Below are 15,785 nucleotides of genomic sequence, written 5' to 3' on the forward strand. Positions count from 1 at the left end.
GCCCATAATAATTCCTCCTTTAAAGAGTAGGAGAAAAATAAGGAGTCACTCATGTATTTTAATGGATTCAAATTACTTTATGTTTTTATGGATTAAATGAGCATGGCCTTTTGAAAATAAAAAAAAGGCGCCATAAAGCGCCCCCCATTTGGGGAAATAAGAAGTAAGGTTTCTAAGATAACTGAAAAAATAGATCAGGTGCTTAGATTTTATCACGATTTTTTTCTGAATGAACATGCATTATTACATATCACTATAAATCCCTCTATTTTCCATTTGATAAAATGAATTACCAATATTAATAAGATTCAAATAAATATTTCTAAAAATTATAAATATTTACAAAATTAATAAAGATGATACATTTAAGTGGTGAATTATAAAACTATTAAAAAGAGGTGGTATTATGTTTAAAAAATTAATGATCGGAGTGTTAGCAACTGGTTTTATACTAACAGGAGGAATTGGCGTAGCATCAGCAGATGTTGCAGATAATCCAGTATGTAATAAAATTTATTATGTTGGTAATGATGGTGAAGATTTATATAGTACTCATCTTTGTCACAGAGATGGGATATATGCTAATTATTTTAATGATGGAAAATATAATTGGTATTATAAAGGTACAATTAACGGTATGGGTTGGTATCAAGGACGATTAGCAAAGTGATTTTTTTAAGCCTTAAATATTAAGGCTTTTTTCATTGCGTGGTATTATTTTGTCCACTAAAAAAGACACCCTAAGGTGCCTTTCTCCGACTTGAACCACTTTAATTTTAATGATATGCATTGGGCCCACATCCGAATATTATTTCACTATATTAAGTGATGTCGGCCATTGAGTAATATTAGCAGTATCACATGATGATGGGATGACATCTTGATTTAGTTTTTTGATTATACAAGAGAATGAATATTCAGAATAAACTTGATAAATATCCTAATATTACCCATATCGAGAGAGATATATGCTAATATTTAAATAATACTATGAAAGGGAGTGAAGATATTGAAACATTTAACAAAATTAGTATTGGTATTAGGTTTAATGTGTAGTGGATTTTTTATTACATCCAGTAAAACTGAAGCAGCAGGAGGAGGTTGGTATAAAGTAACAGCAGGAGGAACTGATTGTCAGGCCAGAGTTTCTACTGATCGCACTGAGTATGGAAAAACTCATAAAAAGGTGAACGCTAAAATTGAAACGCGTGGAACATGTAGTAGATTATATTATGATATGTATCTTCCGTATGCTGGTTCAAATTCTGCTTCTCATGATATGACCAGTGGATACTTTTCCTCTAGTACACCACTAAAACCACTAAATATAGATCACGCTTGGAAGGATGAAACGGAAAGTACATTCGTACATGTTCAACTTTACAAAAATGCAGCACATACTGAACGTGCCGGAGAATTGTTGTCGGGAGACATTATTATTTACCCTAGATAATTTATATTTTACTATATGTAATATTCGTTTAGCGTGATTTTTAAAGATATATAATTATACAATTTAAATTGATAAGAGGGAACTCTACAAAAATATTGAAGGGGATGTTTAATATGAGAAAAATGAAAAGAATTAAAGGTTTAGCTTTAGCTTGTGCAATCGGTTTAAGTTCATTTAGTTTTATTGGCGTAACAAGCGCTAGTGCGGCAGAAAACACCAATTTCACATCAAATAAAGCAGCTAAGGGTCTTGCAGTCTGTAACGCACAATATGAAAATACAAAAGTACGAACTGACGCAAGTACGAGTTCAAAAATAGCTTATAATGTTGCTAATGGAACTAGATTTACTGGTGAATGGGTAAAAGGACAAACTGTCAATGGAACTAATCAATGGTTAAAATTTTACGACTCAAACTGGAAAACCCATTTATATGTTTCAAAATCAGTATGTAACTAAGTACAAAATATAAAAATACTTGAGGGGGGAATTTTTATGTTCAAGAAATTAGTAGTTGGGGCATTAGCAACTGGTATTATGTTATCTGGTACAGGTGGAGTGATGGCTGCAACACCTAATACTGAAAGTCCAAAGCCAGAAAAGGTTACTATGGCAGTGCAACCGATTGAAAAGATTGGGATTTATAAACATGGGTATGCTTCTAGAGAAGATATACCGAACGTAGTAAAAGACTCTAGTACCGGTATCACGTGGTACTTGAAGAACGCATATATAGGTTCGGGTGGTAGATGGACAGCTTATTTTGAAGGCTGGCGTGTGTAAGATATAAAAATACTTAAGGGGGAATTTTTATGTTCAAGAAATTAGTAGTTGGAGCATTAGCGACTGGTATTATGTTATCTGGTGCAGGTGGAGCGATGGCTGTAACACCTAATACTGAAAGTCCGAAGCAAGAAAACGTTACTATGGCAGCGGAAAAGAAAACGCTGAGAGTACCAGGGTTTGCTACTAGAGAAGAGATACCGAACAAAGTCGTCACTGTAATTGGTATCACGTGGTATTTAAAAGGGGCAACGAAAGAAATGGATAAAACATGGACAGCTTATTATGAGGGTTGGAGTAATTAATTAAATCTATTTATTATAAAAAAGCCTCCTTATAACGAGGCTTTTTTATTTGTGTAAAATGGGGTAGCACCAACATTTTGCGGATTTCGTACGTTTAGATGAACCAACAAATGGGTTTGACCCACTAGTTTGTTTTAGAAACTCTATGGTTATTACGACTCAGGTAGACTTACCAGTACCAAAAGGTCCCTAAAACGGTCGTTTTTGTTACAAATGTTAACTTAGCACAAATAGGCACTTACAGCAAAATGAATAATTGGTTAAAAGAAGGAATACTTTTGTATTTTAAAGAATTTTATACTGTATTAAATATTTAATAAGTAAGGGGCTTACTGCCAGTTAATATAAGTTTTGCTACTAAAAAAGGAGGTAAATTAGAGTCGATAATGAAGAAACAAACTTTAACTCATCGTTGAAACCGAATGCACAAAGCAGAAATCTAGTTTCAAAAATTACACATTTCCCCAGTACCTATGTGATTTTTATTTTTGGTTTACTGATTTCCAGGATAGGTGATTCCCTTTATACGTTTGCTCTTCCTTGGATTGCCTATAAGTTAACTGGATCAGCAATAATTATGAGTTCACTTTTTGCTATCGGTGTGTTACCTATTGTTTTATTTGGTCCAATCGTAGGAGTAGTAGTGGATCGTTTTGATCGGCGGAAATTAATGTGGGTTGCTGATGTAGGATGTATTATTTTAGTATCCTTAATTCCTCTCCTGTATAACTTGAGCGTACTTCAACTCTGGCATCTATATGTTGTTTCTTTTATTTTAGCCGTACTATCGATGTTATTTGACGTAGCGACTATTACAGTAATTCCACAAATCGCAGGTCCATCGTTAACAAGAGCCAATTCCGCATACCAAATGGTTAACCAAATTGCTAGTTTAGCAGGACCCGCATTAGCCGGTATTATAATTGCTATAATAGGGGGGATTAATGCCCTCTGGATAAATGCTCTCTCTTTTATAGCTACTCTAGTTGCTGTATTACTATTGCCGAAATTAGAAAAGAAGAAACCTACAGATAGAGCAAAAACACTATTACAAACTATAAAGAATGATATGAGAGAAGGGCTTAAATGGTTAATAAATGATCGTCTTAACCTTGCTTTATCTCTTCAAGCAATGGTCGGAAATTTTGGTGCTAGCGCTGTATTAGGTGGGCTTATGTATTATTTACTTTCTACATTAAATCTATCCGCTGAAGAAAGTGGGATTAATTATACTTTAATTGGGGTAGGTGGTCTTTTAGGAAGTATCATTGTTATTCCACTTGAACAACGATTTCGAAGGGGAATCCTTATTCCAACCCTTCTTGCTGTGGGAGCAATTGGATTGACCTATGCAATATGGAGTGAATATTGGCTTGCACCGGGGATTTCATTTGGTCTGGCTATGATTTGTAATATAGCCTGGAATACTATTGTGGCATCCGTTCGACAGGAAACAGTACCCACCGATATGCAGGGAAGAGTTTTAGGATTTTCACGTGTGCTTACTCGTTTGGCTATGCCATTAGGAGCACTAGTAGGTGGATTAATTTCCGATTTTAATCCAGTTGCAATATTTATTTTGGCATCAACTGCAAAGTTCATTGAGGTTATTATCGCGCTTACTAGTCCTATTCGTAAACTATAAGCAATAGTGTTTCTTCATTAATAATTTTCTTACTAATTAAAAACTAATAACTTGTGATGAATCTCTGATTTTTCTTTTCAAGAATATGAATTTATATCATTCGATTGGAGATAACCTAAATAACTAGCTGAGCAAAAAGCCAATTTCCTTAGCGTACAGAAAATTGGCTTTTTGTTTATCGTGAGGTAGTTATTTTCAGCTGAAAAATCAACAATGGAAATAAAATCCAGTCTATGACCCGTTTTTACACGTATCTCGGCTGAACCCCCAGAAGGGTGGGAACACACCGTCTACTACTTTTTGCTTACGCAATCCACAAATACTTTCTCTTCATTTCTTCCTGGATATGACACATCTTTCCGTACAGTTCTTTTGCCAAAATGTTGCGGGCACCGTGAATGTCCCAGTGTTCTTCGTAGCCGCACACACAAACATAGTTATGTGTCCCGCACTTTCTTTCTTCTTTGGCAACAAGGGGTACCGCCACATCGCTATCAAGCTAATATTTTGAAGCACCACCAAAACAAAAATTTTACCTCTCGACAGTTATATTTGAGAATTAAGCTTATTTTTTCGTTTTGGGATGAATCTGTTTTCTTAAGTTGATAGGCATGTGGTGGGACCCCGTTTAATAGGATCAGAATGATATAGTGCCCCTATTTCTTGTAAACTCCTTTTCTCCATACCCACTCAATAGGACCATAACGGAAATATTTACTCCAAATCTTGCTGAATATAATTTGTACAAAAATAATTAAAAGCCCAAAGATACATAGTTTCCAGTAATATACGTTTGAGACATCTTTAAAGCACCACGAAAGAATGACAAGCGTAAGTATGCTTTGAGTGATGTAATTCGTTAAAGCATACTGGCCAACGTTCATAAAGGGGTGCAGGTATTCTATATATTTTTTATTCTCACAAACTCTCAGTAGAGTACAAATATAGAATATAGCTAGCATTTTCCCTCCAAATAGAATCCATAGTTGTACATCCTGAGAGTAATAGACATCTGTTTTTATAAAGTAGTAGAGAATAGGACAAGAGAGAAGGCATGAGATACATAACGAACTCCACTGTAAAAATCTAATTTTCTTTATTAATTCCAGTACCCTTTTAAAAATATTTTTCTTACCAGCCCATAACCCTATTAAAAATAAGCCTATATATTCAGGAATTCCTATTAGTAGTTGCTGGAATTCCTGAGTCATTAGAAAGAAAAGACGTGCTTTTACTTGATGAGAATAATGTATAAATAGATTTACAGTGTGATTGGTAGTGTTACCTGTAAACATATATTGATAGTAATTTGGTACTTCAGTAATAGAAGAACTTGCTCGTAAAAATACAATAATATGTAATACATAACTAACCGTTAGGAAACTACAACCAGCTATAAAAATAAGCTTAGTAGATCGCTTATAAAAGAACAATAGAATAAATCCAGCTATAGCATACGCATGTAGAATATCTCCATACCATAGAAAGGTGAAGTGGAGTAAACCGAAGACTAGTAAAATACATAGTCTCCGGGTAAATAGCTTATACATATGATATCCTTTTGCTTCTGTATTTGTCATAAAGATATAAAATCCTACTCCGAATAAGAATGCGAAAATAGTGTAGAACTTTGCTTGTATAAACAAATCTACTAAAAAACGAATCGTTTTATCTGTACCGGTGTAACCTGCCTGATTAAAGGGATCTAGTCCCGTCATAGTGGGTAGATTCGCAAATAGGATACATAGTATGGCGATACCTCTTATTATGTCTAAAGAATGAATACGGGCGTTTTGTTGCATGCTAATTCTCCTTTCTTACAAATAAAAACGAGCACTAAACTAGATAGCGCTCGAATTACGTCTTGCAAAGAATCCATCATATGTAGCAGCTGAAACGGCTCCTTCTAGACGTTCAACTTCTTCACCTTTGTTATAAGCTACAACAACTGGAGTACCTGGAATGTCGAACTCTTGAAAGGCACTTTGATTTTCTGGTGTAGAGATATCAATACGATAAATGGTTCTATCATGCTTTTTCGACATACGATTGATGTCTGGCGCAGCCTTTTTACAATAATGACAGGTTGGTTGATAGTAATACGCAATGAATTCTTCATGGGATTGTATTTTTTGCTTTATTTCTTCTTTGGAAATATCTTTTATATTTTCAGGTGCTCCTTTTACATCTGCAGCAGATACAATTGTTTTTTCTGGTATTATAGTTTCTGTATTGACTGATTCATTCTTAGTTAAAGTAAAGATCGCAATACAAGCAACGCATAAAGTTGTGATAACTGCTCCAATTTTGTAGACTTTTTTCATAGTAAATTCCTCCTTAAAGTAAAAAAAAGGACAAACCTCGCCCGAGTTAACTGGGCGTAAGGTTTGTCCTTCACGCTACGTACAATAGAGTATAAACAATGGAAACAAATTTTCTATCTCTATAATACCATAAAATTCATATAGAATGCTATAAGAATTTTAAAAGAAAAACAAAGGAACAACTTAATCGTAAAATTTCATGTACCAGATTACATATTAAAAATAATAAACAGCACAACAAGGGGATTCTCTGTGGTGTATCCAACTGATAGGGACATCCAATAAGCATAAAATCATTCAACAAACACATCTCAAAAAGTGTGTGTACTTATGAAGTGTGTCTTAAGTACATTTTGATACTTTTTGAAGTAGTTTAAGCTGCATAGAATATACTATATCTAAAGGTGTACCTTTTGTTGCGTACGTTTTCTTTAAAATGTTGGCCGTACGCCTAATAAAAAAGAATGCACAGTAAATGGAAGAAGGTCGTATTTCCTTTCAGCAAGGGTTTAAAGAATTTCTTATAATGATGCTCTGTTTTTGATTCATTATGTTTCTCGTGTATGGTGAAAGCCTGTTACAATAGTAAAGAATAACTTGGTTACAAATTGATAATGAAATGGGGAAATATGCTGGATGAAAGCAACCGGAGTAACTAGAAAAGTGGATGAATTAGGGCGTATAGTAATTCCAAAGGAACTTAGAAATACGCTTGGGATTAAAGAAAAATCACCATTAGAGATTTTTGTAGAAGGGGAAGACATCATTTTACAGAAGTATCAGCCTGGTGCTGTTTGTGTATTAACAGGAGAAGTGTCAAATCGTAACATAGCATTAGCAAATGGTAAGATCACATTAAGCCCAGAAGGTGCAGAACTATTAATAAAAGAAATAGAACAGTATCTTGTAAAATAAGTGCTCCTTTCAAGGGGCTTTTTTAGTAAAGATATTTAAAATTTTACGTACCGTGATATTTAATAAAAAACAAGATACATAATCAATAGTCTACATTGAATCTTATGTTGAACTCATCTGCTAAATGGAGTCCCTTCTCTTTTGTCCAGAATCCTGTAGACGTTTTTTTAAATTCCCACTCTTTAAAACGATTTGGATATAATTCATTCAACATATGATAAGGACGACTACCCAAAAATTATAGCGCATTTAACATAGCAAATGGACTTGATTTCCATAACTTTATACAAGGAGTTTGGAGTCGATGTTTTAACAACCATTTTTGTGAATATACATCATTAACTCTTCACGAGACAAGTAAACGGACCTTTATTTAATACTTAAATTATCATTCCAATTTTTACCACAAATTCTTTTTAATTGTATAGCAGGTGAGAATTTTCTGTACTTATTTCGTTTTAGCTTCCATACTTTATGTATGTAGTGCATTCTTATCAATTTTCCCCATTACTTTAACTCGTAGGGGCATTAACTTTAGAACTCTACTAATGGATAAGCAAGTTAATAATTATACTTGAAAATGGAGTGATACGATGAATAAGACGTATGATGTCATCATTACCGGTGCTAGATGTGCCGGCTCTACCCTTGCAATTTATCTTGCTAAGGCAGGTTTCCATGTGTTGTTAGTGGACCGAGCGAATTTTCCAAGGGACACATTATCAACCCATACCTTTTTCAATAATACTGTCGCTCTTCTTCGAGAAACCGGTGTCCTGGACAAGTTATTGGAAACAAAAGCACCGCCGGTACGGGATATTAAATTTCAATTTGAGGATACCGTGATAGAAGGTCTCATCCCTGAGGTTTACGGAGAGGAAAGTTGTTATTGTATTAGAAGAACTTATCTCGATCATATTCTACTTGAACAAGCCAAATCCCAAATGAATGTAACTGTTTTAGAAGGATTTCGTGTGACGGATGTCATCCGTGATGACGAAACAGTGATAGGCGTGAAAGGTTTAGACGGCGACAACGAGAAACAAGAATTTTTAGCTCGCCTGGTAGTCGGGGCAGACGGCCGATCCTCTATTATTCGCAAGCTGGTAAAAAGTGAACTCAAAATAAGTATTCCGGCAACAGTCGGCATCTATTTCGGGTATTTCTCTGGATTTCGCCACGATAATGTCCCTAAATTTGAAGTATACAAGATAAAAGATAACACAGCCATTCTCTTTCCGACGAATGATGATTTATATGTAATTGTCGGCATTTTCCCATTAGAAAATAAGGAATTGATAGAACGGTTGAAATTAAATCCGGAAAGCTGTCTACGCAATTTCTTTACAGATAACTTTCCGAATACAACAATTGGGGCGCGCTTGAAAAATGCAGAACTAGTAGAACCGGTCAAAGGCATTCTCGGATATGATAATTACTGGTATAAAGGAATGGGAAAAGGATGGGCGTTGGTTGGAGATGCAGTTTGTTTTAAAGATCCTGGCATGGCGCAGGGTATCCATGATGCTATATGTGGAGCACGTATATTATCCAATATTCTATCAAAATATAAGGGACAATCCGATCAATCAAATCAAATGTCTGAAGAATATCAAAAGGCAATAGAAGATGAGTTTATGGTTCGGTTTCACATGGGATGCCAAATTTCGAAGAATGAACGCATATCTGAACAACAGGATGCTGTCAACAAGCTAATCAGTTCCCATCCAGAGGCTATAGAGAAGTTTTTAGGGATTTACAATTATGCAAACGAGCCCGCTGCTTTAGAAAAAGAACTCGCACGAATTATGCAATCGATCTAGCAATGATTTTAGAGATTAAGTAATTTAAGTACAAAAATAATTCACTATGAACCTCCCCACTTACTCGCTTCCGCTTGAAGTGGGGATTTCTTAGCATCAACAAAGACAAGGTCCCATGAGAAGCGGATTTTCCATCTCCTCTCTGCACCTATGCAGGGACTCCTTTTCTTCATTTGACTAAGCAACTTCTGCACATGCAGAAGGGTGGGACCACACCGTCTACTACTTTTTGCTTACGCAATCCACAAATACTTTCTCTTCGTTTCTTCCGGGATATGACACATCTTTCCGTACAGTTCTTTTACCAAAATGTTGCGGGCACCGTGAATGTCCCAGTGTTCTTCGTAGCCGCACACACAAACGTAGTTACGTGTCCGCACTTTCTTCTTTGGCAACAAGGGCATGTTTGAGAAGTGTATGCTTCGTCTACGAGAAACAATAGAGGTACCTTTAGCAATCTAACCTATTTCGATGCTGGAGCCAGAGTGACTTCGGGTGATGCTACAAAAGCCCTCAATAACCACCGTTTGGTAAATATTGTATCTGCGACCCATTTTTACACGTATCTCGGCTGAACCCCTATAGGGGTAGCTTCAGGAAAATGCAGATGCTTTGTGGGACTGTTTAACTGGATTTATCATTTTAGCCAAGAAGACTCCTTCCTCAAGGAGCGTGAAGGGGCACAGCCCAGTGAGTAGGTGGGAGATGAATTGGCTTCGAACAAGGGATGGCAGGAAGCCATCTTAATTGTTCGACATACAGAAAGTGTTACTCCACTACCTATCGAATGTACGTTTGGTATATAATAGTCATATACCGAAATGGAGGTGAATCAAATAATGATGAATAAAGCCTATAAGTTTCGTATCTATCCAAATCAGGCACAAGCAATTTTAATCAATAAAACGATTGGGTGTTCTCGCTTTGTATTCAATCATTTCCTATCCTTATGGGATCAAGCATACAAAGAGACAGGAAAAGGCTTGACCTATGGTACATGCTCTGCCAAACTACCTGCCATGAAGAAAGAGCTTGTTTGGCTCAAAGAAGTGGATAGTATTGCGATTCAGTCGTCTATTCGCAACCTTGCGGATGCTTATACACGCTTTTTTAAAAAACAAAACAGCGCACCGCGCTTTAAATCTAAGAAGAACAACGTACAATCTTATACCACAAAACAAACAAACGAAAACATTGCCGTTGTAGGGAACAAAATAAAGTTGCCGAAACTAGGCCTTGTTCGATTTGCCAAAAGTCGCGAAGTAGAGGGGCGTATTGTAAATGCTACAGTTAGACGGAACCCTTCTGGTAGATATTTTGTGTCACTATTAGTTGAAATAGAAGTACAAGAACTTCCGAAAACACATTCTTATATTGGAATAGATGTAGGACTAAAAGATTTCGCTATTTTGTCAGATGGAACACACTATGAAAATCCGAAGTTTTTCCGATCATTAGAAGATAAGTTGGCGAAAGCACAGCGTGTTCTTTCTAGAAGAATGAAAGGATCTTCTCGCTGGAATAAACAACGAGTAAAGGTAGCTAGAATTCATGAATACATATCAAATACTAGAAAAGATTACTTGGACAAAATTTCAACTGAAATCATCAAAAACCACGATGTTATCGGTATAGAGGATTTGCAAGTATCCAATATGTTAAAGAATCATAAGTTAGCAAAAGTAATTAGTGAGGTATCTTGGTCACAATTTCGATCCATGTTGGAATACAAAGCAAAATGGTATGGCAAACAGGTCATTGTCGTATCGAAAACATTTGCTTCTAGCCAATTATGTTCTTGTTGTGGATATCAAAATAAAGACGTTAAAAATCTAAACCTACGTGGATGGGACTGTCCTTCTTGTTGTACACACCATGATAGGGATATTAACGCAAGTATCAATCTAAAGAATGAAGCGATAAAGCTTCTAACCGCAAGGACTGCGGGGTTAGCTTAATCAATTAGAGTTCGATAGAACTCTTTACTTAGGAATCCCTCACTTCTAAACGAAGTGAAAGTGGGGGTAGTTCAAAGGTCTTCCTATAACAATAGAATGGGAATTTTTCGAGAGTACTCAAAAAATGTTAGGACCTTATGCGGATTTAATTTTAAAAATATTTCAAGATGCACAAAATGAAATGCCAGGTAAGTTCTATATTGTTGTAAAATAATTAAAAGGATCTTAGGTAAAAATAAAAACCGTGGAAATATTTAATTTCTACGGTTTTTATTGTATCAATTAGGTTTTCTTTCATAGTGGCCCCCTCATACCTCGAATCGTTTCCGTACGCCTACAATGTAAAACCAGAATCAATAACAAAAAAGCCATGCAAATGCATGACTTTGATTAATCAATATGTATCTCTGTTAAATCAAGACATTACAATTCTACGGGCACCGTATATACCTTCCCTAAGTTTCGTTAATAACATCGAATACAAACAAAAAGGTATATAGCTATAATTGATGAGAGGTCTGCTGAATAAACAGACCTTTTCATTTGAATTCCGCAAAAAATTTTGTGTCTATAATTCCAAAAGCGACTTTACAGGGGAATGGATTTTTTCCTTCTGAAGCAGCATGCATACAAGAAATCACCCAATATTCAAGTTCTAACGGTAAGCGGTATATTTGAAGGCTACCATCATTGTTTTTTGCTGTTACGATCGGTGCATTTACCCTGGTTGTAGCAAAACCATCCGTTGTTATCATTGGTACTGCATCATTAGCTTGAAAACCAGCGTTTAACACCTCATAAATGATCCCATCTTTCTTATTAATAATCATAGGTATATTTAGAATGGGATATCTATTAATATTATTATGAATAATTGCTCCTGCGGCGTTCTTTCTTAACTGATTTCCTTGCATTTTTACACTCCTTTTTAATAATCCAAACGTGATTACATTAATTCATTCTATTTTACATCTATTATATTAGAAAATTGTAGTTTTATCTTATTATAAAAAGCATCCGTACATATAACAGCTCTATTTGAAGGATCGATATCAACAACGGTCATATAACTAGTGAGTAAATAACCATCCTCATAATATGTAATCATTATTTCCTCTTCAGATACTAAGGAACATAATAGCATGTTTTCAATTCGTTCTTTTTCCTCAGTTGTTAAGATCGGACGGGTTACTTTGTTTTGTTCCTTAATCATTTCACGTATCCCATCAAATTGAGATGTTAATGCAGCGAACGGAGTCCACTTGACCATTTTTCTTCCTTTTGGCATATTAGCGTTATTCATGATTTGTGTCCCCCAATTAGTGTATTTCTGTATCTAGCTGTGGCGCTATGCGTGTAGGAAATTCCCCGCAATATACTGTTCTTCCCAAACTTTGTGCGTATTTCATCCATTACTTTTGTTAATTTTACTTCTTGTTCCCGCTGCGTTATGTTATCAAAAAGAGAAATTTGTTCTTCTCCTTCTTGAAGGAGGTTTGTTAAGGATATGTTTATGCTGCGAATGGGTTCTCCAGTATATTGCTGATGTAAAAAGTATGTACAGATCTTATAAATATCCATTGTTAGGTTAGTTGGACGACTTAAAGTATGTGTTTTTCTAATACCACCGTTATAAGTCTTGCTATAACCGACTGAAAAATGAACGGTTTGAGCAAGCTTATTTTGTCTTCTAAGCCGATAACAAACTTCTTCAATATGTTCCAGTAGAACAATTGAAAATTCTCCTATTGTGTAATCGCGCATGAGTATTTGGCTTTTCCCAACAGAAGTTGTGGCAGGAACATATTTTTCTGAAATGCGACTAAAGTCAATTCCGTAGCTATGTAAGTGTAATTCTTCTCCAATCTTACCGCAGCTCTGTTTTAAGTATTTAAGAGGGTAATTGGCTAAGTCTCCTATAGAATGTATTCCTTTTCGATTCAACTTTTCTTCCGTTTTGTACGAAATGCCCCAAAATTTATTGAGCGGTCGTATGCTCCATAATTTTGTTGGGACATCTTCATATTTCCAATAAGCGATGCCGTTTTGATTCTTCTTTGCTTCAATATCTAAAGCTACTTTGCTCATTAAAGGGTTAGGGCCAATTCCTATTGTGCATTCGATCCGTGTTTTCGCATATATTTCATTTTTAAATTTCAATGCGAATTCATAGGGATCGTTAGCAAATAAATGAATACTATCCGTAATATCCATGAAGAACTCGTCGATGGAATATTGGTGAAAATCCTCAATAGGAACGTACTGTAAAGCTAGCTTTGTTATGTAATTCGAGCAATTTATGTAAGTACCCATAATTGGATTTACAACAAGAATGTCTTTTCTGCGAGGAATCTCGTATAATCTAGCCATCTTTTTTACACCTAATGCTTTTAATGGTGAAGTGGCAGCTAGAACAATTGAACCGTTTCTATTTACATCACCGACTACTGCCAATTTTGTATACATAGGATCTAACCCCATTTTGATGCAACTTACTGAAGCGTAAAAGCTTCGTAAATCCACACATAAGATGATTCTATTCGGTAAGATAGAATAGTCATACACTGTTATTCCTCCTTAAATCAAAAGAACGTTTGTTCTTATTATATACGAACTTGTGTTCTTTTATAAGGGTTTTTTGTTTAAAAATATTTTTTTGCATAAAGAAAAGACACTCGTATACGAGTGTCTTTCAGATATTCTGTAAATCATGTAATTCAAAATAGCCTAAATCTCGTATATACAAGTTTTTTGGTCGAATGGTTTGTAAGCTTGTTGAACCAAAGGTTTTATCATTTTCTCTTCCTTCTCCTACATAAACGTGCAGGAACTTCCCACTCAATAAGTCATACTCTAATTGAATTTTGACTCCTGCCGTATGGATACTTCCCCCCGATCCTTGATAATGTAAAGAAAACTTATCTGGAAACTGAAATGTTGTAGACTCTAGAATCCGAATGTGCTTAAAGGTCGTGGTGTATTGATGAATTATTTCTTGTGTTGAATGAATTCTTTGAGTTAGAAGGTTAGCTAGAACTTGTTCAAGAAACTTGTACTGCGGAAGCATTAAATCGTTGGTTAAGCCCTTCATGGCTGATAAGAACAACTGTAGATACTTCAAGACAGCTACATAATTGTGTGAGTGATGTACTTACAACCTGTAGGCCAAGCCTTACATATAAAGCAACTAATTCCTTTGCTTGATATTTACTCTTTCGATGAACAAATCCCATTTCTTTAGCTAAGTGCTCTAGAACATAGGAACACATATGTCGTTGTAATTCTTCAGCAATTAGTTGAAGTTCTTCAAGAATCGGAAAATCCATAATAAAACTCCATCCTTTCCTATAATTCTACAGAAAGATTAGCATATTTTTTCATTTTAGGAAGGGACTTTGTTTTGTTAGGTTCATATGGAGAGGACGGGACCTTCTTTTAGTTTTGGATAATCATTTGCTTTATCTATTGTAAATAATTTTGAGTCTGATGGGTCTCTTATTCTTGGCGTAAAATTAAATCCTAATAAATGAGTAAATCCGAAAATCTATTTTGTGTAACCGACTGTGTCTATATACAGCAATATGACTTTACTTGGTGTAATAGGTATGATAGGCTCGTTATTCAGAAAAGATTCCAATTGAAAAAAAGCACATCCATAGAGGAGGATTGGTAACCATGAGTGATAAAGTACTTATTGTGGAAGATGAACGCGAAATTGCGGATTTGGTTGAGCTATATTTGAAAAACGAGAATTATACGGTTTTCAAATACTATACCGCCAAAGAAGCATTGGAATGTATAGATAAGAATGTGCTTGACCTTGCAATATTGGATATCATGCTTCCCGACGTAAGTGGTCTCACTATCTGTCAAAAAATAAGGGACAAGCACACCTATCCAATTATCATGTTGACGGCGAAAGATACGGAAGTAGATAAAATTACAGGGCTAACAATTGGTGCGGACGATTATATTACAAAACCCTTTCGCCCACTAGAGTTAATTGCGCGAGTCAAGGCACAGTTACGCCGATATAAAAAATACAATGGAGTAACGGCACAGAACGAGAATGTTATCGTTCACTCTGGTCTTGTCATTAATATAAGCACGCATGAGTGTTCTCTGAACGAGAAGCCGTTATCTCTCACTCCCACCGAGTTTTCAATCCTGCGTATCCTCTGTGAAAACAAGGGGAATGTGGTTAGCTCTGAGCAGCTGTTTCATGAGATATGGGGTGACGAATATTTCAGCAAGAGCAATAACACTATCACCGTGCATATCCGACATCTGCGAGAAAAGATGAACGACACGGTTGATAATCCGAAGTATATAAAAACGGTATGGGGGATCGGCTATAAAATTGAAAAATAAAAATAAGAATAAAAAAATTGATTATTCAAAGTTAAAACGAAAACTCTACCAATATATCCTTACGATTGTCATGGCAGCAGTTGTATTTGTGCTGTTTGTGCGTCTATTTATCCAAGGGACACTGGGGGAGTGGATCGTACGTTTTTTGGAAAACAGTTATCATTTAGAGCGTTGGGACGCAATGATAATATATCAGTATACTATACGGA

17 protein-coding genes and 4 pseudogenes are annotated in these 15,785 nt (G+C 35.5%); 12 read left to right on the forward strand and 9 right to left on the reverse strand.

What is annotated here, in order from left to right; all coding sequences use genetic code 11:
* Positions 1 to 406 precede the first annotated feature (406 nt).
* The 6 genes from GBN78_RS23405 to GBN78_RS23430 all read left to right on the forward strand — a co-directional run bounded on the left by GBN78_RS23405 (position 407) and on the right by GBN78_RS23430 (position 4,185).
* On the forward strand, positions 407 to 670 hold the full coding sequence (locus GBN78_RS23405; protein WP_088360966.1) for a hypothetical protein: 264 nt from the start codon (positions 407 to 409) through the stop codon (positions 668 to 670).
* A gap of 330 nt (positions 671 to 1,000) precedes the next feature.
* Positions 1,001 to 1,453: a hypothetical protein gene (locus GBN78_RS23410; RefSeq protein WP_226798489.1), complete on the forward strand. Its 453-nt coding sequence runs from the start codon at positions 1,001 to 1,003 to the stop codon at positions 1,451 to 1,453.
* Between the two features lie 113 nt (positions 1,454 to 1,566).
* A complete protein-coding gene (locus GBN78_RS23415) occupies positions 1,567 to 1,911 on the forward strand; it encodes an SH3 domain-containing protein (RefSeq protein ID WP_088360967.1) in 345 nt (114 codons plus the stop codon).
* Between the two features lie 36 nt (positions 1,912 to 1,947).
* Positions 1,948 to 2,235 carry an LCI fold-containing protein gene (locus GBN78_RS23420; protein ID WP_088360968.1) on the forward strand — a complete coding sequence of 96 codons (288 nt, stop codon included), beginning with the start codon at positions 1,948 to 1,950 and terminating at the stop codon, positions 2,233 to 2,235.
* A 29-nt stretch (positions 2,236 to 2,264) separates the two neighbouring features.
* Positions 2,265 to 2,540: an LCI fold-containing protein gene (locus GBN78_RS23425; protein ID WP_152127753.1), complete on the forward strand. Its 276-nt coding sequence runs from the start codon at positions 2,265 to 2,267 to the stop codon at positions 2,538 to 2,540.
* Between the two features lie 412 nt (positions 2,541 to 2,952).
* On the forward strand, positions 2,953 to 4,185 hold the full coding sequence (locus GBN78_RS23430) for an MFS transporter (RefSeq protein WP_423775015.1): 1,233 nt from the start codon (positions 2,953 to 2,955) through the stop codon (positions 4,183 to 4,185).
* 656 nt (positions 4,186 to 4,841) lie between these two features.
* Here GBN78_RS23430 and GBN78_RS23435 read toward each other — a convergent pair.
* Both GBN78_RS23435 and GBN78_RS23440 read right to left on the reverse strand, forming a co-directional pair.
* Positions 4,842 to 5,987 (reverse strand): DUF418 domain-containing protein, encoded by a 1,146-nt coding sequence (locus GBN78_RS23435; protein WP_088360971.1) that lies wholly within the window; start codon positions 5,985 to 5,987, stop codon positions 4,842 to 4,844.
* Between the two features lie 39 nt (positions 5,988 to 6,026).
* Complete coding sequence (locus tag GBN78_RS23440; protein WP_061661762.1) at positions 6,027 to 6,509, reverse strand: thioredoxin family protein; 483 nt, start codon at positions 6,507 to 6,509, stop codon at positions 6,027 to 6,029.
* Positions 6,510 to 7,145: 636 nt separating this feature from the next.
* Between GBN78_RS23440 and GBN78_RS23445 the strand changes: the two genes are divergently transcribed.
* The gene (locus GBN78_RS23445; RefSeq protein ID WP_000648342.1) at positions 7,146 to 7,424 is read left to right on the forward strand and encodes an AbrB/MazE/SpoVT family DNA-binding domain-containing protein; all 279 of its coding nucleotides are present in this window, start codon (positions 7,146 to 7,148) and stop codon (positions 7,422 to 7,424) included.
* Between the two features lie 127 nt (positions 7,425 to 7,551).
* Here the strand turns inward: GBN78_RS23445 and GBN78_RS31235 are convergent.
* Positions 7,552 to 7,647 (reverse strand): annotated as a pseudogene (locus GBN78_RS31235) (DUF4046 domain-containing protein); the annotation flags it as partial.
* Positions 7,648 to 8,017: 370 nt separating this feature from the next.
* Between GBN78_RS31235 and GBN78_RS23450 the strand changes: the two are divergent.
* Positions 8,018 to 9,247: an NAD(P)/FAD-dependent oxidoreductase gene (locus GBN78_RS23450; RefSeq protein WP_001044754.1), complete on the forward strand. Its 1,230-nt coding sequence runs from the start codon at positions 8,018 to 8,020 to the stop codon at positions 9,245 to 9,247.
* Between the two features lie 301 nt (positions 9,248 to 9,548).
* Here GBN78_RS23450 and GBN78_RS23455 read toward each other — a convergent pair whose 3' ends face one another.
* On the reverse strand, positions 9,549 to 9,704 hold the full coding sequence (locus GBN78_RS23455) for a zinc ribbon domain-containing protein (RefSeq protein WP_119782053.1): 156 nt from the start codon (positions 9,702 to 9,704) through the stop codon (positions 9,549 to 9,551).
* Positions 9,705 to 10,086: 382 nt separating this feature from the next.
* Between GBN78_RS23455 and tnpB the strand changes: the two genes are divergently transcribed.
* Both tnpB and GBN78_RS23475 read left to right on the forward strand, forming a co-directional pair.
* Entirely contained in the window at positions 10,087 to 11,205 is a 1,119-nt protein-coding gene (gene tnpB, locus GBN78_RS23470) for an IS200/IS605 family element RNA-guided endonuclease TnpB (protein WP_152127754.1), read from the forward strand.
* 79 nt (positions 11,206 to 11,284) lie between these two features.
* Positions 11,285 to 11,419 (forward strand): annotated as a pseudogene (locus GBN78_RS23475) (barstar family protein); the annotation flags it as partial.
* A gap of 325 nt (positions 11,420 to 11,744) precedes the next feature.
* On the opposite strand, the gene GBN78_RS23480 reads toward GBN78_RS23475, so the two are convergent.
* The 5 genes and pseudogenes from GBN78_RS23480 to GBN78_RS31240 form a co-directional block, all read right to left on the reverse strand.
* Entirely contained in the window at positions 11,745 to 12,119 is a 375-nt protein-coding gene (locus GBN78_RS23480) for a hypothetical protein (RefSeq protein ID WP_044585207.1), read from the reverse strand.
* A 47-nt stretch (positions 12,120 to 12,166) separates the two neighbouring features.
* Complete coding sequence (locus tag GBN78_RS23485; RefSeq protein ID WP_001057821.1) at positions 12,167 to 12,508, reverse strand: YolD-like family protein; 342 nt, start codon at positions 12,506 to 12,508, stop codon at positions 12,167 to 12,169.
* On the reverse strand, positions 12,505 to 13,770 hold the full coding sequence (locus GBN78_RS23490; protein WP_152127755.1) for a Y-family DNA polymerase: 1,266 nt from the start codon (positions 13,768 to 13,770) through the stop codon (positions 12,505 to 12,507). Before GBN78_RS23490 ends, GBN78_RS23485 begins: the two co-directional genes overlap by 4 nt.
* Before the next feature lie 130 nt (positions 13,771 to 13,900).
* Positions 13,901 to 14,531, reverse strand: a pseudogene (locus GBN78_RS23495) (IS4 family transposase); the annotation flags it as partial.
* 83 nt (positions 14,532 to 14,614) lie between these two features.
* Positions 14,615 to 14,749, reverse strand: a complete 135-nt coding sequence (locus GBN78_RS31240) for a Tn3 family transposase (RefSeq protein WP_119781447.1) — start codon at positions 14,747 to 14,749, stop codon at positions 14,615 to 14,617.
* 131 nt (positions 14,750 to 14,880) lie between these two features.
* Here GBN78_RS31240 and vanR-A point away from each other — a divergent pair, with 131 nt between their 5' ends.
* Together vanR-A and GBN78_RS30710 are read left to right on the forward strand one after the other, a co-directional pair.
* The gene (gene vanR-A / locus GBN78_RS23505; RefSeq protein ID WP_001281108.1) at positions 14,881 to 15,576 is read left to right on the forward strand and encodes a vancomycin resistance response regulator transcription factor VanR-A; all 696 of its coding nucleotides are present in this window, start codon (positions 14,881 to 14,883) and stop codon (positions 15,574 to 15,576) included.
* Positions 15,566 to 15,785 (forward strand): annotated as a pseudogene (locus GBN78_RS30710) (vancomycin resistance histidine kinase VanS); the annotation flags it as partial. The gene vanR-A and the pseudogene GBN78_RS30710, both read left to right, overlap by 11 nt.

Origin of the sequence: Bacillus sp. B2-WWTP-C-10-Post-4 (assembly GCF_009183805.1) — a bacterium.
Classification (GTDB): domain Bacteria; phylum Bacillota; class Bacilli; order Bacillales; family Bacillaceae_G; genus Bacillus_A; species Bacillus_A cereus.